23 protein-coding genes are annotated in these 24656 nt (G+C 41.2%); 15 read left to right on the top strand and 8 right to left on the bottom strand.

Going from position 1 to position 24656, the window contains the following annotated elements:
* Window positions 1-3: 3 nt before the first annotated feature.
* The 8 genes from fliF (at window position 4) to A9479_RS08045 (ending at window position 9307) form a co-directional block, all read left to right on the top strand.
* Window positions 4-1731 carry a flagellar basal-body MS-ring/collar protein FliF gene (gene fliF, locus A9479_RS08080; RefSeq protein WP_064663154.1) on the top strand — a complete coding sequence of 576 codons (1728 nt, stop codon included), beginning with the start codon at window positions 4-6 and terminating at the stop codon, window positions 1729-1731.
* Window positions 1712-2731, top strand: a complete 1020-nt coding sequence (locus tag A9479_RS08075; RefSeq protein ID WP_064663153.1) for a FliG C-terminal domain-containing protein — start codon at window positions 1712-1714, stop codon at window positions 2729-2731. The genes fliF and A9479_RS08075 overlap by 20 nt, the downstream gene beginning before the upstream one ends.
* 2 nt (window positions 2732-2733) lie before the next feature.
* Window positions 2734-3366, top strand: a complete 633-nt coding sequence (locus A9479_RS08070; RefSeq protein WP_064663152.1) for a FliH/SctL family protein — start codon at window positions 2734-2736, stop codon at window positions 3364-3366.
* Complete coding sequence (locus A9479_RS08065) at window positions 3359-4708, top strand: FliI/YscN family ATPase (protein ID WP_064663151.1); 1350 nt, start codon at window positions 3359-3361, stop codon at window positions 4706-4708. The genes A9479_RS08070 and A9479_RS08065 overlap by 8 nt, the downstream gene beginning before the upstream one ends.
* A complete protein-coding gene (locus A9479_RS08060; RefSeq protein ID WP_064663150.1) occupies window positions 4701-5117 on the top strand; it encodes a hypothetical protein in 417 nt (138 codons plus the stop codon). Before A9479_RS08065 ends, A9479_RS08060 begins: the two co-directional genes overlap by 8 nt.
* A gap of 48 nt (window positions 5118-5165) precedes the next feature.
* Entirely contained in the window at window positions 5166-7592 is a 2427-nt protein-coding gene (gene hrpB / locus A9479_RS08055; RefSeq protein WP_064663149.1) for an ATP-dependent helicase HrpB, read from the top strand.
* A gap of 220 nt (window positions 7593-7812) precedes the next feature.
* Window positions 7813-8364: a heme NO-binding domain-containing protein gene (locus tag A9479_RS08050; protein ID WP_028835430.1), complete on the top strand. Its 552-nt coding sequence runs from the start codon at window positions 7813-7815 to the stop codon at window positions 8362-8364.
* Entirely contained in the window at window positions 8357-9307 is a 951-nt protein-coding gene (locus tag A9479_RS08045) for a sensor histidine kinase (protein ID WP_064663148.1), read from the top strand. Before A9479_RS08050 ends, A9479_RS08045 begins: the two co-directional genes overlap by 8 nt.
* A 76-nt stretch (window positions 9308-9383) precedes the next feature.
* Here A9479_RS08045 and A9479_RS08040 read toward each other — a convergent pair whose 3' ends face one another.
* Window positions 9384-9605: a hypothetical protein gene (locus A9479_RS08040; protein WP_008108632.1), complete on the bottom strand. Its 222-nt coding sequence runs from the start codon at window positions 9603-9605 to the stop codon at window positions 9384-9386.
* A 191-nt stretch (window positions 9606-9796) separates the two neighbouring features.
* Between A9479_RS08040 and A9479_RS08035 the strand changes: the two genes are divergently transcribed.
* Together A9479_RS08035 and A9479_RS08030 are read left to right on the top strand one after the other, a co-directional pair.
* Window positions 9797-10510: a DUF1499 domain-containing protein gene (locus A9479_RS08035; RefSeq protein ID WP_064663147.1), complete on the top strand. Its 714-nt coding sequence runs from the start codon at window positions 9797-9799 to the stop codon at window positions 10508-10510.
* A 120-nt stretch (window positions 10511-10630) separates the two neighbouring features.
* Window positions 10631-11677, top strand: coding sequence for an NAD(P)-dependent alcohol dehydrogenase (locus tag A9479_RS08030; RefSeq protein ID WP_013464412.1), 1047 nt, complete (start codon window positions 10631-10633; stop codon window positions 11675-11677).
* A 54-nt stretch (window positions 11678-11731) separates the two neighbouring features.
* On the opposite strand, the gene A9479_RS08025 is transcribed toward A9479_RS08030, so the two are convergent.
* Window positions 11732-12937: an MFS transporter gene (locus tag A9479_RS08025; RefSeq protein ID WP_064663146.1), complete on the bottom strand. Its 1206-nt coding sequence runs from the start codon at window positions 12935-12937 to the stop codon at window positions 11732-11734.
* Window positions 12938-13277: 340 nt separating this feature from the next.
* Here A9479_RS08025 and A9479_RS08020 point away from each other — a divergent pair, with 340 nt between their 5' ends.
* The 3 genes from A9479_RS08020 (at window position 13278) to A9479_RS08010 (ending at window position 16109) form a co-directional block, all read left to right on the top strand.
* Entirely contained in the window at window positions 13278-13700 is a 423-nt protein-coding gene (locus tag A9479_RS08020) for a hypothetical protein (protein ID WP_231893555.1), read from the top strand.
* Window positions 13697-13894: a helix-turn-helix transcriptional regulator gene (locus tag A9479_RS08015; RefSeq protein ID WP_013464415.1), complete on the top strand. Its 198-nt coding sequence runs from the start codon at window positions 13697-13699 to the stop codon at window positions 13892-13894. Before A9479_RS08020 ends, A9479_RS08015 begins: the two co-directional genes overlap by 4 nt.
* A gap of 88 nt (window positions 13895-13982) precedes the next feature.
* Entirely contained in the window at window positions 13983-16109 is a 2127-nt protein-coding gene (locus tag A9479_RS08010) for a TonB-dependent siderophore receptor (protein WP_064663144.1), read from the top strand.
* Window positions 16110-16188: 79 nt separating this feature from the next.
* Here the strand turns inward: A9479_RS08010 and A9479_RS08005 are convergent, their stop codons facing one another.
* Window positions 16189-17070 (bottom strand): LysR family transcriptional regulator, encoded by an 882-nt coding sequence (locus A9479_RS08005; protein ID WP_064663143.1) that lies wholly within the window; start codon window positions 17068-17070, stop codon window positions 16189-16191.
* Window positions 17071-17181: 111 nt separating this feature from the next.
* On the opposite strand from A9479_RS08005, the gene A9479_RS08000 reads away from it, so the two are divergent.
* The gene (locus A9479_RS08000; RefSeq protein WP_064663142.1) at window positions 17182-18162 is read left to right on the top strand and encodes a TDT family transporter; all 981 of its coding nucleotides are present in this window, start codon (window positions 17182-17184) and stop codon (window positions 18160-18162) included.
* Between the two features lie 77 nt (window positions 18163-18239).
* Here A9479_RS08000 and A9479_RS07995 read toward each other — a convergent pair whose 3' ends face one another.
* Both A9479_RS07995 and A9479_RS07990 read right to left on the bottom strand, forming a co-directional pair.
* Complete coding sequence (locus A9479_RS07995) at window positions 18240-19640, bottom strand: pre-peptidase C-terminal domain-containing protein (RefSeq protein WP_064663141.1); 1401 nt, start codon at window positions 19638-19640, stop codon at window positions 18240-18242.
* Between the two features lie 294 nt (window positions 19641-19934).
* Complete coding sequence (locus A9479_RS07990) at window positions 19935-20108, bottom strand: DUF2986 domain-containing protein (protein WP_064663140.1); 174 nt, start codon at window positions 20106-20108, stop codon at window positions 19935-19937.
* A 161-nt stretch (window positions 20109-20269) separates the two neighbouring features.
* On the opposite strand from A9479_RS07990, the gene A9479_RS07985 reads away from it, so the two are divergent.
* On the top strand, window positions 20270-21757 hold the full coding sequence (locus A9479_RS07985) for a dipeptidase (protein WP_064663162.1): 1488 nt from the start codon (window positions 20270-20272) through the stop codon (window positions 21755-21757).
* Window positions 21758-21828: 71 nt separating this feature from the next.
* On the opposite strand, the gene A9479_RS07980 is transcribed toward A9479_RS07985, so the two are convergent.
* The 3 genes from A9479_RS07980 to A9479_RS07970 all read right to left on the bottom strand — a co-directional run bounded on the left by A9479_RS07980 (window position 21829) and on the right by A9479_RS07970 (window position 24625).
* On the bottom strand, window positions 21829-22590 hold the full coding sequence (locus A9479_RS07980) for an EAL domain-containing protein (protein ID WP_058154340.1): 762 nt from the start codon (window positions 22588-22590) through the stop codon (window positions 21829-21831).
* Between the two features lie 256 nt (window positions 22591-22846).
* Window positions 22847-23275: an OsmC family protein gene (locus tag A9479_RS07975; protein ID WP_013464424.1), complete on the bottom strand. Its 429-nt coding sequence runs from the start codon at window positions 23273-23275 to the stop codon at window positions 22847-22849.
* A 192-nt stretch (window positions 23276-23467) separates the two neighbouring features.
* The gene (locus A9479_RS07970) at window positions 23468-24625 is read right to left on the bottom strand and encodes a N(5)-(carboxyethyl)ornithine synthase (protein ID WP_064663139.1); all 1158 of its coding nucleotides are present in this window, start codon (window positions 24623-24625) and stop codon (window positions 23468-23470) included.
* Window positions 24626-24656 lie beyond the last annotated feature (31 nt).

Genomic DNA, 24656 nt, shown 5'->3' with positions numbered 1-24656 from the left:
GATATGAAAGGAGAATTAACAAAAGTACCTGAGCAAAATGAGAGTAACCTAAAAGAAAGAGTGGTTAATCTCTCAAATAAATTAAATTTTGGCAGCTCAGGTGACAGAAGTGTCGCGACCATTGCTCTACTAGCGACATTAGTAGCGGCAACCATAGTCCTTATTTTATGGACATCGGCTAAAAACTACGTGCCGCTCTACGGTAACCAAGAAAGCTACGATAAAGCCAATATTTTAGAGATTTTAGATAAAGAGCAAATCACTTTTCGCATTGATACCGATAGCGGCAATATTTTGGTTCCTCAAGAAAAGCTGGCGGATGCACGTATCACGCTTGCGGCCAGAGGAATAAAAGCCTCTATGCCTGAGGGAATTGAAAATATTAGCGATAAAGTGTCTATGGGCACCAGTCAATTTATCGAATCTATGCAATACCAGCATGCCTTAGAAGGTGAGCTGGCGCGCACCATTATTAACATGCAAGGTATTCGCAATGCGCGCGTGCATCTAGCAGTTCCCAAGCGCAGCTTGTTTGTTGGTCGTACTGAGCAAAAAACTGCAGCGTCTGTGATGGTTGATTTAGCGCCAGGCCATGAGCTTAAACCGGAACAAGTGGAAGCCATTATTGCACTGATTATTGGCAGTGTGCCAGGGCTTGATTCTCGTTCTGTGTCGGTGGTGGATCAGCGCGGTAAATTACTCAGTGGCGATTTATTCGATACTACGCCAGTGGGTAAAGAAACCGATAAAAAACTCGCCTTTATTGAAAAAGTTGAACGCAATATAGAGCAACGCGCCTCTATAATGTTGTTGCCAATTTTGGGTGAAGGTAATTTTAGAATTCAGGTTTCAAGTGATGTTGACTTTAGCGTGGTAGAAGAAACCCGTGAAATGGTTGACCCACAAAATGTATTAACACAAGAGTTTATTAAATCTGATAGCACCATGGATCAGCTGGCGGCGGGCATTCCGGGTTCTTTAGCTAATGAGCCACCAGTGCCCAATGAACAAGCTGAAGATGAAAACAACGAGCGTACTTCACAACGAAGTGAGAGCAAGCGACAGTTTGAAAATGGCCGCTCAGTCACTCACACCCAATTTGAAGTAGGCCGAATTAAAAACATGAGCTTATCGGTACTTATTAATGAGCAAGTAGCAGGCACTGCTGATGGCTGGAGTGAAGAAAAGCTCGCTTCATTAGGTGAAATGGTAAAAAAAGCCACGGGGTTTAACGACGCACGCGGCGATCAATTCAACATAACTAGCTTTGCCTTTGTAGAACAAAAAATACTTGCCCCAGGTGAAGGCCTTGAGTGGTGGCAAATGCCAGAGCTTAAAGAGTATGCCCGTTATATTGTTGGTACTTTAATTAGTTTATTGCTGATTTTATTTGGCGTGCGTCCTTTAGTTAATCACTTAATTAAAGGCAAAAGTAACGAAGTAAACAACGCCATAGCAACCACAGATAATGAGGTTAAGTCAGCCTCTGCAACAGAAAGACAAAGTAGTCCGCTTGATGAAGCCATTAATGCGAAATCGCAAATAGAAAACTTAACTGCCAAAGAGGGCGCAAGCGAACATCAAAATATGTCGTTACCGCAAATAGGCAATGACTTTGAAGAACAGATAGCGCACATGCAGTTACTTGCTAATAAAGAAACCGAGCGTGTCACATCGGTAATAAAATATTGGGTAGAACAAGGAGTTGAAATTGAATCAAGAAAAGCTTGATAAAGGCTCACAATTACCGGCGTTAGATCGCGCCGCTATTTTATTGCTAAGTATGGGCGAGGAAAACGCCGCCAGTGTTATTCGTAAATTAGGCCGCCGTGAAGTGCAGGCTATTTCTGAGCGCATGGCTAAAATTTCAAACGTTACTCAACAGGATGTTGCAGGCACCTTGAGTGAGTTTTTTGATTGCTATCGCAATGAAAGTGGCGTCAATGGTGCATCGCGTGTGTATTTAGAACGAGCACTCGATAAAGCCGTCGGTAGAAAGCTTGCCAAAACTATGCTTGATGATATTTATGGTGGCGCCATGAATGACGATTTACGTCGTTTAGAGTGGATCCCGCCTGAACTTATCGTGCGCTTTTTAGAGCAAGAACACGTGCAAATGCAAGCGCTGTTTTTGGCTTTTTTACCGCCAGAGCAAGCCTCTGCCATTATTGTGCTGTTTCCAGAATCTAAACACGATGACTTACTTTATCGTATTGCGAGTCTTCGTGAAGTGAGTGAACACGTTATTGATGATGTACGTTTAACGCTTGAGTCGTGTATTGAATTTGTTGGTCGCCAAGTGGGCGCGCAGGTCAATGGCGTCGATAAAGCAGTTGAAATTATGAATCGTTATAACGGTAATAAGAGTCAAATTATCGAACTAATGAAAAAACATAACACTAACGTGGCTGATGAAATACAAGAAAAAATGTACGATTTTGACAGCTTAATTAAGCAAACAGACGAGACATTAACCTTGCTACTTAATGACATTCCTGATGAGTTATGGACGATGTCATTAAAGGGTGTGAACAGTGAGTTTTTAGCGCGTGTTTTAGGTGCACTACCTAAACGTTTAGCGCAAGTGTACCAACAGCAAATTGACGGTTTAAGCGCACAACCACTGAGCAAAGTCATTGCCGCCAGAAAAGAAATTATGTCGATAGTTAGAGACATGAGCAAACAAGGTGATATTGAATATCGCTTATTTGAAGAAGAGACTGCAGGCTAGCTATGAGTCAAGTATTCAGGTTTCCCACTTTAAATAAAAATGAGCAACATCAAACGCTGCAAGAGCGTTTAGATGCTGCTCAGCGTATTGGTTTACAGCAGGGCTATGAAGAAGGGCTCGCGCAAGGGGCTGCCAATAAGCAAAGCGAATTAGAGCAGCAAATGGAGCAACAAATAGAGTTGCGTGTTGCTGAGCGTCTTGAAGCGCAAAAAACACAGCTTATTGAACGTTTTAACACTTTATTCGACAAAGCGAATAACGAACTACTCAACTTTAATGATGAGTTTAAACAAGACATTGTCTTGATGATAAGCAGGTTAGCAGAGCACGTTATTGACTGCGAGCTAAAAGTACGCCCCGAAATACGCTCGCAGCTGATTGAAAAAGCCATTACCTTGCTTAGCAATCGCGATGTAGTAACAAAAGTTATGATCTCAGGGGCTGATCGCCACAGCTTTAATGATGCACGTTTAGCTGAATTTTCGGTGCCGGTTTACTTTGATGAGGCTCTGATCAGTGGAGACGTTGAACTGGTGGCAGAGCAACAAACACATCGGTTTTCTTTTTCAGAGCGCCTACAAAGCTTACTGGATGAAGTGATACCTGAAATACTCAAAGCGCAGCCACATGACTAACCCCCTACACACTAGTTTAAAATCTGCGCTGACAGCGCTAACCCCGCCTGAATTAGTTAAAAGCTATGGTCGTTTAACACGAGTCAATGGTTTAACACTTACCGCGACGGGTGGGCAATTCGCTATGGGCGAAAAGTACCAAGTTGAGAGTGTTGACGGTCACTGGTATGACGCTGAAGTTGTGGGTTTTAATCAAGATGAAGCCTATTTAATGCCCTTGAAAAAAATACAAAATTTATATTCTGGTGGGCGAGTCAGACCAGTTATAAAAAACAGCCATGTGGCTATTTCAGAAAAGTTATTGGGGCGAGTAATTGATGCGCAAATGCAACCCATTGATAACCTAGGGCCACTTGAACAAGACAGCACAATGGGTGCTTGTAAATTGAGTAACGATTATTCTTTAACGCCACTGGAGCGCAAAGGCGTTACCGAGCCGTTAGATGTGGGTATTCGCGCTATTAATAGCCTATTTAGTGTAGGTAAAGGCCAGCGTTTAGGGTTATTTGCAGGTTCGGGTGTAGGTAAAAGTAAATTACTTGGCATGATGACCCGCTTTACCTCGGCCGATGTAGTCATTGTAAGCCTAGTCGGTGAGCGTGGTTGGGAAGTAAAAGATTTTATTGAGCAAAGCTTAGGTAAAGAAGGGCTAAAAAAAGCCATTGTAATAGCATCCCCAGCAGACGATTCTCCCTTATTGCGTATCAAAGCCGCCGAGCTTAGTCATAGGCTGGCGGCCTATTTTAGAGATAAAAACTCAAATGTATTGCTATTAATGGACTCATTAACCCGCTATGCGCAAGCACAGCGTGAAATTGGCTTATCGGTAGGTGAGCTGCCCGCATCTAAAGGGTACCCGCCATCGGTATTTAGTAAATTAACCCAGTTGGTTGAAAGCTCTGGTAATAGTGAAAAAAGCAAAGGCAGCATGACCGCCATTTATACGGTATTAGCTGAAGGCGACGATCAACAAGACCCAATAGCCGATAATGCCCGAGCAATTCTTGATGGCCATATAGTATTGGATCGCACATTAGCCGAAAAGGGCCACTATCCGGCCATTAATATTGGTTCATCGATTAGTCGAGTGATGCCAAATATAGTGAGCGATGAGCAATTGAGCTTTTGTTATAAATTGAAAAAACTTTATAGCCGCTATATGCAAGTACATGAGCTTATACCTTTAGGGGCGTATCAGGCAGGTAAAGATCCGGAACTCGACAGTGCGGTAAATTTGTATCCAAAAATCGAATCATTTTTATGCCAAGGATTGAACGAACAAGTGGATTTCTCACAGTCAGTGAATCAGTTAAATGCAGTGATGGGTGAACTGAATGCTTAATAAATTTTTAGGATTACAACAACAAAAATTAGATAAAATGCTGGCCGAGCAAACTCAATTACAACAAAGAAGTAACTTAGAGCAGCAGCGACTATCGCAGCTACAGCAGCACATAAACAGTATGGATAAAAACCAGCAAATGAGCTCGGCGCTAAGCTTACAAAATTTATCAGGGATGAAACGCATTTTGTCTGGTTTGTCAGCGCAGCAACAAGCGCGGATTCATGATTCACAGCAAGATGAATTACGTCAACAGCAAGCTTGTTTTAAGCAAATGAGCTTTACCAAAGGCATAGAAGGGATAGTAAGCAACAGGCACCGTGCTTTTCAAAGCCAAGCGCAGCAACAAGAAGCTAAAGTTTTAGATGAAATGATAAGCCAAGCACATAGTCGTACCCTACATAAATAACTGCTAATTTTTGCTACAATGGCGACAAAGTAATTTAGGGTAAATAGCGTGCTGCCGGTTCAAGAAATATATAACTCACTCATTGATGCATTAAAAGCCAATCCAATCACCTTACTGCAAGCGCCGCCTGGTGCAGGTAAATCAACGTGGTTGCCATTACAGCTTATGCGCGATGGGCATTATAAACACATAGTGATGTTGGAGCCTCGGCGCTTAGCTGCACGTAATATTGCCAATTATTTAGCGCATTGCCAAAACGAAACGCTGGGGCAAAGTGTCGGTTTACGGGTGCGAGGTGAGAGTAAAGTAAGTGCGAACACGCGCCTTGAAATAGTCACCGAAGGCATGCTGACACGCATGTTACAAAATGACCCTGAGCTCAGTGATGTTGATTTACTGATTTTTGATGAGTTTCATGAGCGCTCTATCGCAGCAGATACCGCGCTGGCTTTTGCTTTAGAATCGCAAGCGGCGCTACGTGAAGATTTAACCATTATGCTGATGTCGGCCACCCTCGATAGCGATCGTTATACCGCATTTTTTAATTGCCCAGTTATTCAGTCAAGCGGGCGAAGTTACCCGATTGACGAAATATATTGCCCAATAAAAGATGAAAGCCGCTGGCTTGATGCTATCCCGTCAATAATAAAACAAGCACTCAATGAGCAAACCGGCAGTGCGCTGGTATTTTTACCCGGCCAACGAGAAATACTGCGCGTGCAACAAGCATTGAGCGACTTACCTAGTAACTGCCTAGTCGCCACTTTATTTGGTGAGCAAGATAAAGCCAATCAACAAGCTGCAATAGCACCTGCGCCTCAAGGGATGCGAAAAGTAGTATTGACCACCAATGTTGCCGAAACCAGCTTAACCATTGAAGGCATTCGAATTGTGATTGATAGCGGCAAGCGCCGTGCAGCCAGCTTTAATTTAAAAACCGGTGTAACTGAGCTGACGACTCAAAGTATATCTCGTTCATCGGCAGTACAACGCGCAGGGCGTGCAGGACGAATAGAAACAGGGGTTGTGTATCGTTTAGGTTCAAAACAAACTTTTGAGCGACGAAACAGCCACGATAACCCTGATATTCTTACCTCAGATATTAGCCAACTGATGCTTGAGGCGAAGCAGTGGGGCGCAAGCATTAGTGAACTCACCTTACTTGACCCGCCGAGTGAGCAACAATGCAACCAAGCTACCAATTTATTATCTATGCTTGAAGCGATAGATAGCCACGGTAAGCTCACCGCACTGGGGAGTAAAATGTTGGGCTTTGGTGCCGATATTCGCCTAGCGCACATGTTATTAAAAGCGCAAATGCTAGAACCACAGTTAAGTGGGATTTATCGCTTAGCTATTTATTTAGTCGCCTTACTAGAAAGCCGAGTTAGCACTGCCAATGAGCTCAACCTAGCACTGCATAGTCAACAGCAGCGTCCGCATCCTGTGTTTAAGCAACAATTAAATTATTGGTTAAAACGCTTAAAATTTACCGACAGCAAAACAGATTTAAACACCGATCATTTAAGCTTATTAGTGTCGCTTGCCTACCCAGATCGCATCGCTAAAAAACGCGGTAATGGCTACTTACTTGCTAATGGCGCAGGGGCCGAGCTAAACCCTGACTACTGGCATAATGACGAATATATAGCTATTGCCAGTATGGGCGGACACAAAGGCGGGCGAGTTTTTGCAGCCACGACGCTAAATCCATTAGCGCTTAAAGAGTATTTACCGCATTTATTCACTGAGTTGACTCGCTGCGAGTTTGATGAAAAAGCCGCTAGGTTTATTCATCAAGATGAAGTAAAACTTGGAGAAATTACCCTTAGCAGCCAACCAAGTAAACATAAGCTTGATAAAACAGAGCGTGCCAAAGCATGGCTTAGTGTGTTTGCCAAGCAGGGCTTTTCACTGTTTAACGAGCAAAAAGAAAGTGAGCAGTTACTTATTAGAATGTGCCTAGCCAGCAAATTGATGCCAGAACAGTTTCCTGTTATTAATCAGCAGCAGCTCATTGAAACAGCAGGTGATTGGTTAGGGGTATACCTTGAAGATATTAAAACCCTTGAGCAAGTTAAAAAGTTTAATTATTTTGAGGCACTACAAAACTGTTTTAATTGGCAACAGCAAAGCGAGCTAAAATCTTTACTCCCACTGCGACTAACAGTACCAAGTGGCTCTAACATAAAAATTGAATACCAACTTGATGGACCTGCCAAGCTTAGTGTGCGCATGCAAGAGGTATATGGTTTAACCAGTACACCTATGCTAGCTAACGGTAAATTAGCATTGCTAATGGAGTTGTTATCGCCAGGCAAGCGTTCACTACAGTTAACCCAAGACTTAGCACATTTTTGGAATAGTAGTTACCGCGAGGTACAAAAAGAGATGAAAGGGCGCTACCCCAAACATTTTTGGCCAGACGATCCTGCCAATAGCGTTGCCACCAATAGAGTAAAAAGCAGAATGTGATCACGCTTCCTTAATGTCACTTAATGTTAAACGTTGACCATGCAAATAACGAACATTTTTGGGCGTTTTACAAGCGACTAAACTACTATTACTTTAATGCTGACATTTTACAGAGTAAGGCTTACTACGCTAGTGTACATATGAGCAGTAAGGTAGCGAGCGTTTGTAACTAATTGAAGATGCAGCTAACAATCTAAAAGTGATAATAGAGGGAACATGCATGAAAGGCGTTATCTTTAGAGGGCTTGAGGCACTGGTTATTGAAAAATGTGGCATGGCAGCATGGGACGACTTACTTGAAAAAAATGCACCGGAGGGTCGTGTTTATATTTCTGCAGAAAGTTATCCAGATGAAGAAATAGTTGGTTTAGCACAAGATGTAGCAACTGCACTTTCTATGTCTATGCCAGAGGTATTAAAAGCCTTTGGAGAGTATTTATTTTCTCACTTAAAGGCACGTCATCCAAGCATTGTTGCTAACTTTAATTGTTTTGCTGATCTCATTATTAGTATTGATAAAGTAATTCATGTTGAAGTAGCTAAGCTTTATCATGAGCCTAATTTACCTGAAATTGACGCCCAAATTATTGAAGACGGGTTTATTTTAATGCGTTACAACTCTAAGCGACAGCTTTGTATGTGCGCCGAAGGGCTTATTTTTGGTGCTGCGGCTCATTATGGGGTTGATGCTAAACTTAATCATGCCCAGTGTATGCATGATGGGTTTGATTCGTGTTTAATTGAAATAAAATATGAGACTCCCCATGGCTGAAGACGACTACAATTATAAAAAAGCGTATTTGCGCGAAAAATCAGCCAGAGATCAATTAGAAACCCTACTAGAAGACAAAACACGGGCATTGTTTATTGTTAATCAAGAGCTGGAAGAAAAGCTCGAAACGGTTAAAAACCAACAAATAACCTTAATGCAAAGTGAAAAAATGGCTACTTTAGGCACGCTTTCTGCTGGGGTCGCTCATGAAATCAATAACCCGCTTGCTTACGTAACCAGTAATATTGAAAGTATAAAGTTTATAAAGCCTGTCATGGTTACGTTAATGAAGGCTGCTCAGCAGTTTATAGATAAATCGATTTCAGTATCGCAGTTAGAGTCTATTTTAGTTCAGCTCAATCAAGAGAACGATTTAAGCTTTATTGTGGACGATATTGATGACTTAGTTGATGATACCCAAGAGGGATTAGAACGTATCGCTCATATTGTTAATAACCTTGTTGACTTTGCAAGCCTAAAAGACAACGTAACTGCAATGGCAGATATTACAGACTCACTCAATAGCACACTAAAACTACTCGACAACCAGCTAGGGGCATGTGCTATAGAGTTACACATTGAAAAGTTACCTCTAACACGGTGTAATATATCATCGATGAAACAAGTGTTTGTAAACTTATTAATTAATGCCAAACACGCCTGCGACGATTTGCGCGATCAGCAAGGAAAAATAAGTGTTAAGCTGTTTGCCAATGAAAACAATATTTACATAGAGGTGGCAGATAACGGCTGTGGAATGGACGCTGATACACTTAAACAAATGTTCGATCCCTTCTTTACCACTAAACCCGTAGGCCAAGGCACTGGTATGGGAATGGCTATAGTTTACAATGTACTTAAAGAGCACAATGGCACTATAGAGGTAGAAAGTAAAGTGGGTATGGGGTCTTTAATACGTTGTGTAATACCTATTGCTACATAACTTTGTAAGCTTAAAGTTTACAATGCAGGCATGGCTACAAAGTGTGTTGTGGCTATTGAGCGTAGGTATAAGTATCTTAACTCGATACTTCTTGTCCGCCATGTTGCTCTGCTAAATCATCAAGTTCGGCAACGGTATAATCAAATCCGCTTTCATCATATTCGTAGCTTACTTTAACGCTGTCGCCGCCATTAAAAAGACGTGTTTTTACGTCATTGACTGGCCAATCTTTTAATTCGTGTAAAAAACGGTTTGCAACTTGGGATGATTCAAATCGATAACTAATCTCTGTTTTCATAAATAATAATACCCTGATAATTTTACCCCCGTAGTTTGTTGATTTTTACCAAGGAGTCAAGTTATCTACTTTAAAAGGGCAATAAATTATGACTTTATAGATACTTATCGGTCATAGTAATCTAAATTGGAGTGTTAACAGTATAAAGCTGTTTAAAAAACAATAACGACATAACAAAAACGGAGTAGGCAATGAAACATTTAGTGAGCTTAGTTGGGCTTATCGCATTTTTAATGGTGGTATTACCGGGGCCTCTTTATAAATTTAATATGGTTGAGCTAGGTACTGCCTTTGCCGGTTTTAGATTAGGCGTTTATGTAGGTGGTGCAGCATTAGCCTTATTATTAGTTCAAGTGCTATTCATGCGTAAAACAGTGAGCCTAACCAGTGCAGTGGTCACGGTTATTTTTGCAGCTGTTGCTATTGCAATGCCGATTAACATGATGAATACAGCAAAAAGTGTTCCGCCAATTCATGATATTTCTACCGATTTAATTAACCCACCTAAGTTTGTTGCGGTTGTGCCTTTACGTGCTGATGCACCTAACCCTGTTGCTTACGCGGGTGAAGAAACGGCAGCGCAGCAACGTGAAGCGTACCCAGAACTAAAACCGCTCGAGTACAACCAAACCCAAACAGAGCTGGTGGCAGCAATCACTAAAGCCATGGAAAACCTTGGTTGGGAACTGGTTAGTAGCGATGTTAATAATGGCATTGTTGAAGCGACAGACACCACAACATGGTTTGGTTTTAAAGACGATGTTGTGGTTCGTATTAACGATAAAGGCAGTAAACGCGTGGTCGATATACGCAGTAAATCACGCATTGGTAAAAGTGATTTAGGTAAAAATGCACAGCGTATTAAAACACTGATTGACGAGTTAAATGCTGTTGTTGTGGAATAATTGAATACTAATAAACAGCCCTTGCGTTTTTCAGGGCTATTTGCAGTTGCACATGATCAGCTTATGTTCATAGCTGACAGTGCATACTGTGGATGATTTTTAATAAACTATGGAGTTATTATGAAAACAGTCGGATATGCAGCAAAAAGCCAAGGTTCTGAGCTTACAGAGTTTTCTTTTGAGCGCCGCGATTTACGAAATAACGATGTAGCAATAGAAATTTTATATTGTGGTGTGTGCCATTCAGACTTACACGCAGTGCGTAACGACTGGGGGGGTAGTAATTACCCATTAGTTCCTGGGCACGAAATTGTAGGTAAAGTAATATCAGTCGGTAGTGATGTAAAAAAATACAAACAAGGCGATACCGTTGCCGTAGGGTGTATGGTTGACTCCTGCCAAAGCTGTGACCAATGTGATAATCACGAAGAGCAATTTTGTCGTGAAGGCATGGTCGGTACTTACAGCGGGACCGATAGAGTTAACGGCGAAATGACTCAAGGTGGTTACTCTAAACACGTTGTAGTACGCGAAGAGTTTGTATTATCAGTGCCTGAAAACTTAGAATTATCGCGCGTGGCGCCGTTACTTTGCGCCGGTATTACTACTTATTCTCCGTTACATAAATGGGGTGTAAAAACAGGTAGCCGTGTTGCTGTGGTAGGCCTTGGTGGATTAGGTCATATGGCGGTTAAAAATGCAGTAGCAATGGGTGCAACCGTTACTGTTATTGGTCGTACAGAGTCTAAAAAAGAAGATGCAATTAAGCTCGGCGCACAGCATTATTTAGTATCAAACAATGATGATGAAATGAAAAATGCGCAGTCAGCGTTTGATGTCATTATTGATACCGTGCCTGTAAAGCATGACTTATCAATTTACACACCGCTACTTGATATCGATGGTACCTTGGTTATTGTTGGCCAAGTAGGCCCAGTAGATGAGCTAAACACAGTTCCTCTTTTAATGGGTCGTCGTCGTGTGGCTGGTTCGTTAATTGGCGGCATTGCAGAAACACAGCAAATGCTTGATTTTTGTGGTGAGCACAACGTACTGCCAGAGTGTGAAATGATCAACATAGACGAAATTAACACCGCTTATGAGCGTATGGAACGCTCTGATGTGCGATACCGTTTTGTTATTGATATGTCATCTATTAGCGTTTAATACGCTAAAGAGTAAAATGTAAAAAGAGCCGCTTAGCGGCTCTTTTTGTTTTTATTAACAAGGCTGTGCCTGTTTAGTTTTGTTGCCGCTAATTTGTATATAACTAAGCAGCCACATTAACAGCCCACCTAAAAATAAAGCCGCAGCAACATAGCCTGTTTGATTTGGCGCTGCTCCTTTTGCAATAGCAATGCCGCCAACCCAAGGGCCAATAGCATTTGCAATATTAAACGCACACTGCACTAATGCCCCAATCATGGCGTGGCCGTCAGGTGATACATCCATTAATAGCGTTTGCACTAAGGTTGATAGCCCTAAGCTGCAGCCAATAAAAAATATAACCGCATACAGCAGATAAATATTATAGCTGGCACTGACATATGCAAATGCAAAAACAATGGTAGAGGCAAGCGTAAATCCGGTGGTTTTTATCGCTGATTTATCGGCAGCTTTACCTAGTACGTAATTACCGAGCGTAGAGCCAATACCAAACATCACCATAGCAATTGAAATTGTATAGGGCGCGCTCTGAGTGACCTCTAAGATCGTATCGGCCACATAGGTATAAATACAAAATACGCCACCAAAGCCAATAATAACAATCCCTAATATTGACCAAACCAGTTTGTTTTTTAGCACCCCTAATTCGTTGAGTAAGTTTGAGGTATGGGTGTTTTTAACATTGGGCACCATGTTATACACAAAAATAAAGGCAATAAACGCCAACATCCCAGCCGCAGCGAGGCAATAACGCCAACTAAGATTTTGCCCAACCAATGTCACCACCGGCACACCAACGATAGTGGCTATGGTTAAGCCCATAAACACTTTTGACATAAAGCTAGCGCGTTTTCCTTGCGGTGCTATATCAGAGGCCAGTAATAACGCGGCACCAAAATAAGCGCCATGGGGAAGGCCACTTAAAAACCTAAACAGCACCAGTTGTTCTAACGAGGTCGCTAATGCACTTAAACTGTTTGAAATACACATTAAGCTTAAAAATAATAATAGCGCTCGTCGTTTTCGCATATTTGCCGTTGCCAGCATTAAAATGGGTGCGCCAACCACCACCCCAAGAGCATAAGCACTAATAGCATAACCACTTTGTGACGGGGTACTGCCAAAAGCCTCACTAATTAATGGCAACATAGGCATCATAGAAAATTCAGATAACCCTAAAATAAAAGTACCCAACGCCAGCACAATTAAAATAGCGGTTCTATTGGGCTGACCCGACGGCGATGTAGTATCAACGGCCATATAAATCCTTGAAGATAATAAATAAAATTTAATAACAAACTAAACGCCAGTGCGTTTAAAAATAAAGCACACACGCTTATTTAGTTGAATGTGGAAATGAGGAGTAAAGAGGCGTGCATTTTAAATTAAAAGCTCTCTTTCGTCATGGACTAAACCATAATTTAAGATGAATAAAATTTAACTTAAGCCAACCAAAGGATGGTTAAGTAAGTTCAGCAAAGTATTAACGTAATCAAAAATAAGCAGTGTTAAATTTAAAATGTAATGTTAACTTGACTTTTTGTAAGGTATGAATGATATTTGTAAAGTAAACATTACTTTTAAAAACAGGATAAAGGCAATGAAAGCAGAATTAAATTTAAAACAACGCCAAATTAAAAATACCAGTTACCTAGCTAAATGGACCTTAATGTGGCTTTTTACTTTAGCTATTTGCAGCTTTGGCCCCACTTTAATCTGGGATCGTTCAGCGCTAATTAGTGGCTTTTTTATTATTATAAATTTGGCTGCTGGCGTAGGGATGATTTTAGCCAACAAGCGCTATTTGCAAGGCATGGATGAATTAATGCAAAAAATACATCTCAGTGCCATGGGGTTTACCTTAGGTGCAGTGTTAGTAGGCGGGCTGGCATACACCAATTTACAATTGAGTGGTTTAATTGATTTTAAAGCGCAAATACCCGACTTAATGTTTTTAATGGGGGCGGTGTATTTAATTAGTGTGTATGTGCTTAATAAACACTATTGCGCAGGTGATGAATGAAAAATAGATTAAAAGTGTTAAGAGCCGAGCATAATTTCACTCAAGCAAAGTTGGCCGAGCTGTTGGATGTATCGCGCCAAACGATTAATGCCATTGAAAAGGGCAAGTTCGATCCCAGCTTGCCACTGGCTTTTAAGGCCGCAAGGTTGTTTAAACTTAAAATAGAAGACATTTTTGATGACGAACAGGGTTAAAAATTAACAAAGTGCGACAATATGTCGCGCTTTTTAACTTGCCGCAGCACGTATAATTTACCCACAAAATTTTTGTGGTAAATCAATAATGACTGATAAAAAAAATCCCCTAACCTCCTATTTAGTATCGCCTTTGGCACTTGTTATAAGTGGCGTACTATCGCCTGTTGCCTTTGCAGATGACGCCTCAATTGAAGTGATTGAAGTACACGGTCAAGCACAAAACAAACACCTATCGTTAGGTTCATCTGAATCGTTATTAACTGATTTAGGTGTGGACTTTTCAGCCGCCGGTGGCATGGCTAACTTACCTGTTTTAAATGGTTTAATGGGCGATAGAGTGGCGGTACTGGTCGATGGAGCGCAAATCACCGCCGCCTGTGCCAATCAAATGAACCCGCCACTGTCGTATATTTCAGCCAATCAAATTAGTAGCTACAAAGTGGTTGCAGGTATTTCTCCGGTAAGCGCGGGAGGCGATAATATTGCAGGGGTGATCGCGGTTAATTCTATTTCACCTCAGTACAGTGAAAGCAAGCAACTTGGCTGGCACTCTGGCTACGTATCAGCCCAATACAATACGCTAGATAACGGCAAAAAGGTAGGCGCGGGCATGCGCATTGCCAGCGACGTATTCAGTTTTAATTATCAAGGTGCGTTTAGCGATGCTAACAGTTATGAAGATGGTAACGGCGATTTAGTGCTCGATACCCTGTACCGCGCGCAAAACCATAGTTTAAGTGCTGCCATGCGCGATGATAAGCAACAATTAGTTGTTAAGCTAAGCCATCAAAAAATACCCTATCAAGGCTTTGCTAACCAATATATGGATATGACAGATAACACCAGCTATGGCGCTGTTGCCCAGTATAAGCGTGCTTTTACAAACAGTGAGCTTGAAGCGCAGTTAAATTGGCATAGCGTAAAGCATGAAATGGGCTTTTTCAGCGCAGAAAAAACCGGAAAAATGCCAATGAAAACCGACGCCGAAGATATAAGCACTCAGTTAAAATGGCGATTAGCGCTTGATAACAACAGCCAGTTATTACTCGCCCAAGAGTACCATTATATGAATATTGATGATTGGTGGCCTGCGGTTGAAGGCTCAATGATGATGGGGCCAAATGACTACAACAATATTAATAACGGCCGGCGTCAGCGTATTGCCCTGCTTGCTGAATATGAAAGCCAACTAAATACTCGCTGGTGGTTAAATGCAGGCGTTCGATTTGAAAATGTAATAACCAATACCGACGATGTACAAGCATACAACGCAGGTATGGCCGCTATGAGTGCGATGACCATGGCGATGCCAAGCGATGCAATGGCCGCTAAAGAGTTTAATGGTCAGAACAAAAAACAAACAGACAACCTAGTCGATGCAAACGTGCTGATTAACTATCAACTAAGCAATAATGACGAGTTACAAATTGGTTTAGCTCGTAAAAATCGCGCACCTAATTTATACGAACGTTACAGTTGGGGGGTGGGAAATATGGCCACCACCATGATAGGTTGGTACGGCGATGGTAATGGCTATATTGGTAACATTGCCCTTAAACCTGAAACCGCACATACGCTTAGCACTACGTATACCCGTATGGCTAAAGACGACAGCTGGCGTATCAGTGCTAATGCGTGGGTGAGCGATGTAAATGATTATATTGACGTCAACAGAGTAAGAAGCTTTAACCGCACAGCGCTTGCTGCCAATACTCGTAATGTACTTATGTTTAATAACGTAGATGCCACGCTTTATGGAGTAAAGCTAGATGCGGTTACTACTCTGCACGAGTCTAAGCAGTATGGTAGTTGGTCGTTAAAAGCTAACATTACCAATACCCGTGGTAAGCGCGACGATACCAATCAGCCGCTTTATCAAATTAAGCCACTGCAAACCCAATTTGCGATTAACCAGCAAATAGGCCGCTTTGAAAACGCACTCACGTGGCAGTGGGTCGATAGTAAAACCCGCGTAGATAGCAACCGCCTAGAAAACCAAACCGAGCAGTATCATTTACTTAATTTAAGCTCAAAAGCCAGTTGGGATGCATTGACTGTGAGTGTTGATATTACCAACCTGCTTGATGAGTATTATGAATTACCACTGGGCGGCGTAAGTATTGCTGAGTTTAAACAAGATATGTCACAGGGCTTTAACCAATTAGCAGGGCAGGGGCGCTCTATTAATTTGGCTATGAGTTACGCGTTTTAAGATGAGAGAGTAAGTTAGTGTGAGCTGTCAGATTCGATTTTTGGTTAATCGAATCTGACAGTTAATTACTATTAATTTTTTAAGTCTGCTTGTGACAAAAATCTATAAACTGCGTTAGCAGCGGATTTTTGTATTTGTCTTTATGCATCACTAACCAAAACTGTCTTTGCATGGAGTGGTTTAAGTTAAGCTGCGTAACGCGGCCATCGTTTAAAGCGTACTGTGCCGCGAGTGACGATAAACATCCCAGCCCTAACCCTTCTGCAACGCTGTTGATCAATGCCTCTGTGGTATTGAGCTCAAAGCTTTGACTCCAATTATCGATATGCGTAGCAAGGTTTTGTAAAAAGAATGAGCGTGAGCCAGAGCCGGTCTCTCTTAATACCCATTGACTGTTTGCTAAGTCATTAAAACTAAGCTGTGGTTTTTTAGCTAAAGGGTGGGATAGCGGTGCAATAATGCACATGGTGTCTTGATTAAACACGGTTGAGACTAAGTCACTTTGCTGGGCATGGCCTTCTATTAATGCAATGTCGAGTTCAAAGTCGCGCAGTTTTTGACAAATAAGCTCAGAATTTGAAATAAAAACCTGCTGAGAATAATGCTGCTGTTGTTGGCGAAATCCACTGAGTATAGAGGGTAACACATGATTACCAATGGTATCGCTGGCACCTATTTTTAAGGTACCGCTGGCTGTTGCGTGGGACGAAAAAAGCGTATTAATATCATTTGCTCTGTGCAGTAATTCATCTGCAAGGGGAAGTAATTTTTGCCCTTCTTGATTTAAAATTAAGCGATGATTTACCCGGTCAAACAGTGGGTGGCCTAATTGTTTTTCAAGCTCGCTAAGAGACATACTGAGTGCCGCTTTAGACAAGTAAAGTCGCTCTGAGGCTGCGCTAAGCGTTGTATGCTGGGTAATACCTACAAACACTTTAAGTTGTTTAAGAGAAATATTCATGAGCTTGGTGTTTAGTTTTTCTGAACGTGTGTTCTATATGATTAGATTTAACTAAACAAGATGCAAGGTTAAACTTCTTTATAAGATAAACAGTGAGTGTGGAGTATAAACATGTTTAATTATATAAAAGCCAAAGTAATAACCGCACCCACCCCAATGGGCGGATTAGCATTAGGCATAGCCAGCCTTGGTTGGGCTTGGGAAAATATGTTCAATGTAAATGGCGCAGCGCAATACACTGGGGCGGCAATTGCAAGCGTATTATTATTAATACTTGGCTTAAAATTTTTACTGCACCCGCAATTACTAAAAGCCGACTTAGCGCACCCTGTTGTAGGCAGTGTGGTGCCTACTTTTGCTATGGCAACGTTGGTGGTATCTAATTCGTTAGGACACGTTAACCTATTAGCTGGCGATGTGCTTTGGGTAGGCGCATTTTTATTGCATTTGGGATTTTTATTGAGCTTTATTATTCATCGTGTTCGTGAGTTTAAAATTGAACACATGGTGCCAAGTTGGTTTGTCCCACCGGTGGGGATTATTGTTGCCGATGTCGCGTTCTCGGGTAATCCTGCACTGCTATTTTTAGCGCAAGGGGCACTTTATTTTGGCATGTTAATGTACGCAGTTATGCTGCCGATAATGATTTATCGGATAATATTTGCTGAGCAAATTCCTGATGCTGCACAGCCTACACTGGCTATTTTAGCGGCGCCAGCAAGTTTATCGTTAGCGGGGTATTTCACTGTGGTGACTCAACCGTCACCAGTGATTATTGGGGGGTTATTTGGTATTGCCATACTAATGACACTCATTATTTATACGGCATTTTTTAAATTACTACGCCGCAGGTTTTGCCCAGGGTTTGCTGCATTTACCTTTCCCATGGTCATTGGTGCTACAGCGTTATTTAAACTCGCGGATTGGATGCTAACGATGAACGTGGATATGCAGTTTATAAATCAAATACATTACTTAGCGATATTTGAGCTGCTAGTAGCAAGCGCTGTGGTTGGCTATGTAGCGATCCTTTATACGCATTATTTTAACCCTTTGGCTTCAAAGTGGCTTGAATATAAAACGAATAGGTAATTATCAGGTTTTTGTTTATTTAGTTATTATTTTTGCGACAGTTAAAAAAGAGCCCAAAGGGCTCTTAACTGGGGGGATTAATAAGGATTGATAGGGGAGTAGAAGTTGTTGTTATTACCATTAATGCTCACGTCTAGTTGCATACCATTATGAGCGTGGCTAACCACATTGTAATTATCACCAGGTAGTAGCTTTACTCTATTAACATTTTGATAGTTAACAGCACTGCCACATTGCAATGTTACTCTTTGCGTATTAGCCGTTTCTTTAAAGATGTAAATTTCATTACTGCCGTCAACAACACCTGTACCAGAGGCATCGATGAACAGTGAGGTTGCCTCACTGGCTGCAATAGAAAAGTACTGATTGCTGTGATGGCCTAAAGACACGATGGCGCGCCCCATTCTGTCACGTTCTTGGAAGTGCGTATCGGTTAAGCTGTTGTTTAATACAGGCACATTAATAAAGCGACTGCTGAAGTTAAGTGTCTCATGGCAAAAGTCAGTGACTACTTCATCGGATACTGCACCAGCAACGCCATCTGGGTCGTACACGCTGTTTGCCATTAATGCCATGCCTGCAGACGTTCCGCCAACGACACCGCCCTTATCAAAAACGTGTTGCACAGCGGTTTGTACTTTTGTACCTTGCCATTGATTAAGATAATCAGATTGGTCTCCGCCTGCAATCCATACAAATTCGGCACTGCGGATAGCCCAGTCAACATAGTCATCATTCGCTTTGTTGCGAGTATCAATGATCAGTGTTTCTACTGAGTCGGCATTCATTAAGTTCAGTAAATAATTGTTGTAGGCGTCAGTACCTGAGGTTCTAAGCACAACAACATCGGCACCGCTGCCAACATGGTTGGCAACGCGATTACTAAATGCTTGATCAACATCGCTGCCACCACCCATCAGTAATACAGCACCTTGATCAGCTGTTAATGTGCTACATGAATCAGTCCTGCCACCTTGTAAATATGCTTGTAATGAACCTGGTTTCGCAGGGCGAGAACTATAGCCACAATCATCGTTACCACTTCCGCCACCGGTGTTACTACCTTCACCAAAATTGACTGTTAGATCGTACCAACCTGTACCCGAGTAACGCGTTACTTTTACATAATAAGTACCCGTTGATTGCGCGTTATAACTGCCTGTTTCTGGCACATTACTGGTCGCCCCTTCGGCTAGGGCCGACCCCGTTTCTTGATATAATGCCCAGTCAAAGTCATCACGAGTATGATGATCAAGATTAACTTCAATAGGTCCGGTTTGCGTTAGTTCGAATCTAAACCAATCAGTATCATTTCGACTCAACGAGCCTGCAACGGCGGTATTACTACAAAGTGGGGAATTTGCATTGCTTTCAGTGTCGTTTGATTCAACCTCGTTTGTTAAACAAGCATTACTTGCAAACGAAAAAAACATGCACGCGGCTAGTGATCCATTAAGAATTGAGAGTTTTCTTTTCATTATTGTTACCTGAATTTTAATTACATAGAAGCCTTCCTACTGCGAGGCATTATTGCTTTTAAATTATTCAGGTTTTTTTATTCGTCGAACCATTCACTTAAATGATAGTCGACAGAACATTCTTGAGGAGCACTAGGAGTGATAATAAATAGTTTGTTCATTTATGCCTCCTAAGTGATTATTGGTGTGTTTCAGCATTGTTGCTGAATATTCAATATTACAGTTGGGCGTTCAATTTGCAACTATTTATTAACTTTTATTTTACTTTCATTCCAAGTTTTTGTTTTTATTGATTTATAAACATGTTTCATCGTTTATAGACTCTGTTAGCTGTTCTTGAGCCAGTAATGCTAATTTTTCACGTTCAGCTTTAGACACATATGCAGGTTTATTACTTTTATGTAATTTTGCATTTGCGCGCTTATCTTTGTTATTAAACTTTGTAATGATCTTTTTTCTGCGATTCATGATTAACCCCGTAATTTTAAGGTGCGCATTATACAGGCATCTTTAGTAAAGCTGTTAGATAAATATAGTGGCGGTTTTACGCTCTGTCGCAAAGCGTTGTTTGTTATTATACAAGGGCGTTATAATTATGGTTCTTGGTTGTTAATTAAATGGGATTTGTTTTGAAAAAGTTAGCTTTAGCTAGTATCGCTTTATTGGCCTTTAATACTCATGCACAATTAAATAAAATTAATGACAGCGTGGCTGATTACGCTGTAAATACCTACCAAAGTGCGCAAGTACATACACTCACAAATTTGGTGTCTTTTCCAACGGTCAATAAAAGTGATGTTAGCGCACCACAAAATCCCGACTTTATTGGCTTTAAAGCGTTACTAAAAATGAAAGCGGCTGAGCTTGGTTTTGATTATCAAGATTTAGGTTACACCGTACTTATTGGTATGGGGCAACAAACTGAAAAGGTAACCATAGTAACTCATGGCGATGTACAACCTGCTAATGCCAGCAAATGGAAGCAAAGCCCATTTATTATTGACACCTCAGAGGTGGGTAAGTTGGTTGGCCGTGGTACCGAAGACGACAAAGGCGCTATTGCGACTGCAATGTACGCCATGAAGGCGATAAAAGATAAAGGCATAGCGCTTGATAACCGTATTGAATTAATGATTTACCTAGCGGAGGAGTCTGACTGGGGGCCGTTAACTGAGTTTATGAAAACTTATCAGCAACCAAAGTATGCGGTAACCATTGATGCCTCATACCCTGTAGTGGTTGCTGAAAAAGGCTGGAGCTTAATTGCGCCAACATTTGATGCAACATCACCACAAACAGGTGTGTATGTCAGTGATGTAATCGGCGGCGCATTTGCCAGTCAAATCCCTGAAGATGCCAGCCTATTACTACATAACGCCAACGAAACATTAATTAATCAATTAAAAGCAAAAGCTAACACACTTAAGCAAGTTGAATTTAATTTTACAGAGCAAAATAACGCGCTTGCCATAAGTGTTAAAGGCATGTCGGCCCACTCATCTGAACCGGAATCAGGCGTTAACGCCATTGCTTATTTAGCTGAAATATTTAAAGACGTTGAGCTTGAAAACAACAGTGATGGCCAGCTCATTGATTTTGTTAATCAGCTTATTGGTTTAGATATTCACGGTAAACAGTTTGGCGAAATTGCTTATGAACATGACTTTATGGGGCCAATGACCGTAGCGCCTACGGTTATTGAACGTGAGGGTAATGCGCTTACTTTAGCGGTCAATGCTCGCCGTCCGGTTGGTAAAAATGAGACGTTACTTAAACAACAAATTGATACTGCGCTTGCTAATTGGCAAACGGCTAATCAGGTTACGTTAGCTAACATTAAAACCACCATTGGTACGCCCATGCTTTTAGATAGCGCACCCCATGCGCAAAAGCTACTTGATATTTTTAAGCATTATACGGGTGATAAAAACGCTGATTTTGTTTCAATAGGGGGCGGTACAAATGCCAAGCTATTTGATAATGCCGTGTCGTTTGGCCCATCTATGCCGGGCAAACGCTACACAGGGCACTCAGAACATGAGTTTATTACCCTTGAGCAATTAGCACTTAATTTACGTATGTATACCGCAATGATGATAGAGCTGGGGAATATGTAATTTTGGATATATAACCTATATCTAATACGAAAAAACCGCCGTAACGGCGGTTTTTTTATAGCAACGGTGTGCTATTGAAAATCAACTTCTGGCAAGCATTCAAACCCTGGTTTTGCAAATAAGTAACCTTGCATTAGCTCAATACCTGCGTGTTTTAACCACTGATATTCTTCAACGGTTTCAATGCCTTCAGCCAGAGCTGTAACATTTAGCGCGCTAAACATGTTTAAACAGTGAGTTACGATTGCCTGGCGATTTTTATCTTTGTCGATATCTCTGATCAGCGCCATATCAAGCTTGATAATATCAGTTTGAAAATCGGCTAATAGGTTTAATCCAGAATAGCCTGAACCAAAGTCATCGGTGGCTGTTTTAAAGCCTAATTCTTGGTAATAGCTCACAACACGTTTTACATGTGCGCTGTCTTCTATTTTTTCGACTTCTGTAAATTCAAACATAATATTTGTTGTAGGGAAGTTATACTTTTTAGCGGCTTCTAGGGTGGTACGAATACAACGCTCTGGCTTGTAGATAGCGTTTGGTAAAAAGTTAATACTAAGCATCGAATCTACACCTAGCTTTGATGCAAGTGCAATCGCTTTAATTCTGCATAACTGATCAAACGTATAGCGGTTAGTATCGTTAACACGAGAAATAATAGAGTAGGCCGATTCATTATTTAAACCACGGACAAGTGCTTCATATCCAAAAATAGTATTATTTTGACAATTTACAATAGGCTGAAATGCCATGGTAAAGTCAAAATCTAGTTCATTCGAATCAACGCAATTGCTACAAGATACTTTTTCGCAATTTAGTGATTTATCATTCATTCATCGTACCCTTTGTTTTAACCTACAAAATAAGGTGTGGTTAAGCCTGCCCTTAATCCTAACAAAGTATTGATATTTTACATAATCTATTTAACTATTTTTGTTTAACCTTTTTGTAACTCACTGCGATTAAACAGTGCCTTTATTTCTATGATTAATGAAAAAGTAGCAATAAGGTTATGGCTTTTTTACATGCGCATAACCTTACTTTTCATGAGCTTTAAGCGCTTTGCGCCTAGCTTAATACACTCGGTATTTACTTAAGTGTGGCGTTAAGCGAAATCTCAGTATTTAATAATTTTGAGATAGGGCAGCCTTTTTTGGTTTGTTCGCACAATGCTTGAAATTGCTCATTTGAAATATCAGCAATGGTTGCATTTACTTCAAGGGCAATGTGCGTCACGGCAAAGCCATCATCCACTTCGTCTAAACTAACCACTGCTTCGGTGTTTATGTTCTCAGCGGTAAAGCCCGCTTCACCAAGTGCCAGCGATAAAGCCATACCAAAACAGGCACTATGTGCTGCACCCACTAATTCCTCTGGGTTTGATCCTGGCTTATCTTCAAAGCGGGTATTAAACCCATACGGCTGGTTATCTAATGCGCCACTTTGCGTTGAGATATAACCTTTCCCTTTTTTAATATCACCAGACCATGTTGAACTTGCAGATTTTTTAATCGTCATTATGTTCTCCTTGTTGAGGGTGTAGGCTTTTTAGGTTAATTAGTCATACCGTGTAGTGTTTGCAATACGTTGTAAACACTACATGGTAAAACAGCTAAAAAGCGTTATTTACATAGATAGTTGCAAAATAGAAGCCAAATAATTTAATAAACAAGGTTCACGTTATGTTTGGGATTATTTATTATCCCGAATTTAGGTTATATCAGCTATTTGCAGGTGATAAGGCGGGGCGCTTTCACGGTTTTGAAACGCTAAAATAGCGTTGTTTTTAATTATTCCGTGTTCAATATTGATAGCGCGGCGAATGGTTTCGTCTTTTTGCCATTGCTCTGGACCGGCTAAAACAGTTGGCAAGTATACAATGAGCGCGGCAGAAATAGAGCGCGTTGCACTTTCCCATAAGTAGCTAGGGGTATGATCAACCGCGTAATAATCCGTGGTTTTATAGCTAAACATTGGGTGTTTAAATGTTGTTGGCTTTGCAAAAAAGAATCCCATTCCTTCATCACAGCTTACATCTATTATAAGGCTATTGGGTTTTAAGCAATCGGCTTCAGATTCAATCACAAAATTGACGGGGTTTGCGGTTTCTTGGTAGGTGCCATTAACAATAATGTCAGCTTCGCTAATAAGCTCAGTAAGCGGACGCTGCGAACCATCGTGCTCAACCACTATCATACGAGCTTCGCCTTCAATGCCTGGGCGTACTTTAACATAATGACAATCAAGTACTTCTTCACGCACTTCATGATCGGGGCGCTGTATACAAATTGTAATATCTCTAAAACCATGAGCTTTTAATGCATAAATAGCGCCTCGGCTAACAGCGCCAAAACTAAAAATAATGGTTTTACGTTGATTACCGTAATGGCCATCAATGCCTTTTAGTTGCAGAGCATGTAACACCGCACAATAACCAGCCATTTCATTGTTTTTATAAAAAGTATGACGGCCCACATTCCCCTGTGGTGACCATACAAACATGTCTTCAAAGGCAATAAGAGTGAGTTTTCTATCAAGGGCAGCTTGGGTAATTGCTTGTTGTTGTACGCAATGTACATAGCCCCAAATTGTGCCGCCTTCTTTAAGCTCTTGTAAATCAGCAAGCACTGGTTTGGCAATAATGACGGTGCCTAATTGGGTTAAAATATCACTGCGGGTGGCAATGCCGCCTGTCAGTGCTGCAATTTCTTCGTCGCTCATATTAAATGCCGCGCCATAACCTTGCTCAAAAATCATATTTTTTCTGAGTTTTTCAGGTATACGCATTAAATGCGCAGGATGAATAGGGTAGCGTCTTTCATCTGTTTTACGTGATGTTCCAATTACGCCAATAGTTAATTCACTCATGCTATATCCTTGATTAAAGTATGCTGAGTTT

The organism is Pseudoalteromonas sp. MQS005 (genome assembly GCF_001661605.1).
GTDB lineage: Bacteria > Pseudomonadota > Gammaproteobacteria > Enterobacterales > Alteromonadaceae > Pseudoalteromonas > Pseudoalteromonas tetraodonis.
Note: the sequence above shows the minus strand (reverse complement) of the source record. Positions and strands in the feature narration are given on the sequence as shown.

Coding starts and splice junctions, on each gene's coding strand:
- fliF (WP_064663154.1), top strand. CDS start 4: ATGAAAGGAGAATTAACAAAAGTACCTGAGCAAAATGAGAGTAACCTA.
- A9479_RS08070 (WP_064663152.1), top strand. CDS start 2,734: ATGAGTCAAGTATTCAGGTTTCCCACTTTAAATAAAAATGAGCAACAT.
- A9479_RS08065 (WP_064663151.1), top strand. CDS start 3,359: ATGACTAACCCCCTACACACTAGTTTAAAATCTGCGCTGACAGCGCTA.
- A9479_RS08060 (WP_064663150.1), top strand. CDS start 4,701: ATGCTTAATAAATTTTTAGGATTACAACAACAAAAATTAGATAAAATG.
- A9479_RS08050 (WP_028835430.1), top strand. CDS start 7,813: ATGAAAGGCGTTATCTTTAGAGGGCTTGAGGCACTGGTTATTGAAAAA.
- A9479_RS08045 (WP_064663148.1), top strand. CDS start 8,357: ATGGCTGAAGACGACTACAATTATAAAAAAGCGTATTTGCGCGAAAAA.
- A9479_RS08040 (WP_008108632.1), bottom strand. CDS start 9,605: ATGAAAACAGAGATTAGTTATCGATTTGAATCATCCCAAGTTGCAAAC.
- A9479_RS08035 (WP_064663147.1), top strand. CDS start 9,797: ATGAAACATTTAGTGAGCTTAGTTGGGCTTATCGCATTTTTAATGGTG.
- A9479_RS08030 (WP_013464412.1), top strand. CDS start 10,631: ATGAAAACAGTCGGATATGCAGCAAAAAGCCAAGGTTCTGAGCTTACA.
- A9479_RS08025 (WP_064663146.1), bottom strand. CDS start 12,937: ATGGCCGTTGATACTACATCGCCGTCGGGTCAGCCCAATAGAACCGCT.
- A9479_RS08020 (WP_231893555.1), top strand. CDS start 13,278: ATGAAAGCAGAATTAAATTTAAAACAACGCCAAATTAAAAATACCAGT.
- A9479_RS08015 (WP_013464415.1), top strand. CDS start 13,697: ATGAAAAATAGATTAAAAGTGTTAAGAGCCGAGCATAATTTCACTCAA.
- A9479_RS08010 (WP_064663144.1), top strand. CDS start 13,983: ATGACTGATAAAAAAAATCCCCTAACCTCCTATTTAGTATCGCCTTTG.
- A9479_RS08005 (WP_064663143.1), bottom strand. CDS start 17,070: ATGAATATTTCTCTTAAACAACTTAAAGTGTTTGTAGGTATTACCCAG.
- A9479_RS08000 (WP_064663142.1), top strand. CDS start 17,182: ATGTTTAATTATATAAAAGCCAAAGTAATAACCGCACCCACCCCAATG.
- A9479_RS07995 (WP_064663141.1), bottom strand. CDS start 19,640: ATGAAAAGAAAACTCTCAATTCTTAATGGATCACTAGCCGCGTGCATG.
- A9479_RS07990 (WP_064663140.1), bottom strand. CDS start 20,108: ATGAATCGCAGAAAAAAGATCATTACAAAGTTTAATAACAAAGATAAG.
- A9479_RS07980 (WP_058154340.1), bottom strand. CDS start 22,590: ATGAATGATAAATCACTAAATTGCGAAAAAGTATCTTGTAGCAATTGC.
- A9479_RS07975 (WP_013464424.1), bottom strand. CDS start 23,275: ATGACGATTAAAAAATCTGCAAGTTCAACATGGTCTGGTGATATTAAA.
- A9479_RS07970 (WP_064663139.1), bottom strand. CDS start 24,625: ATGAGTGAATTAACTATTGGCGTAATTGGAACATCACGTAAAACAGAT.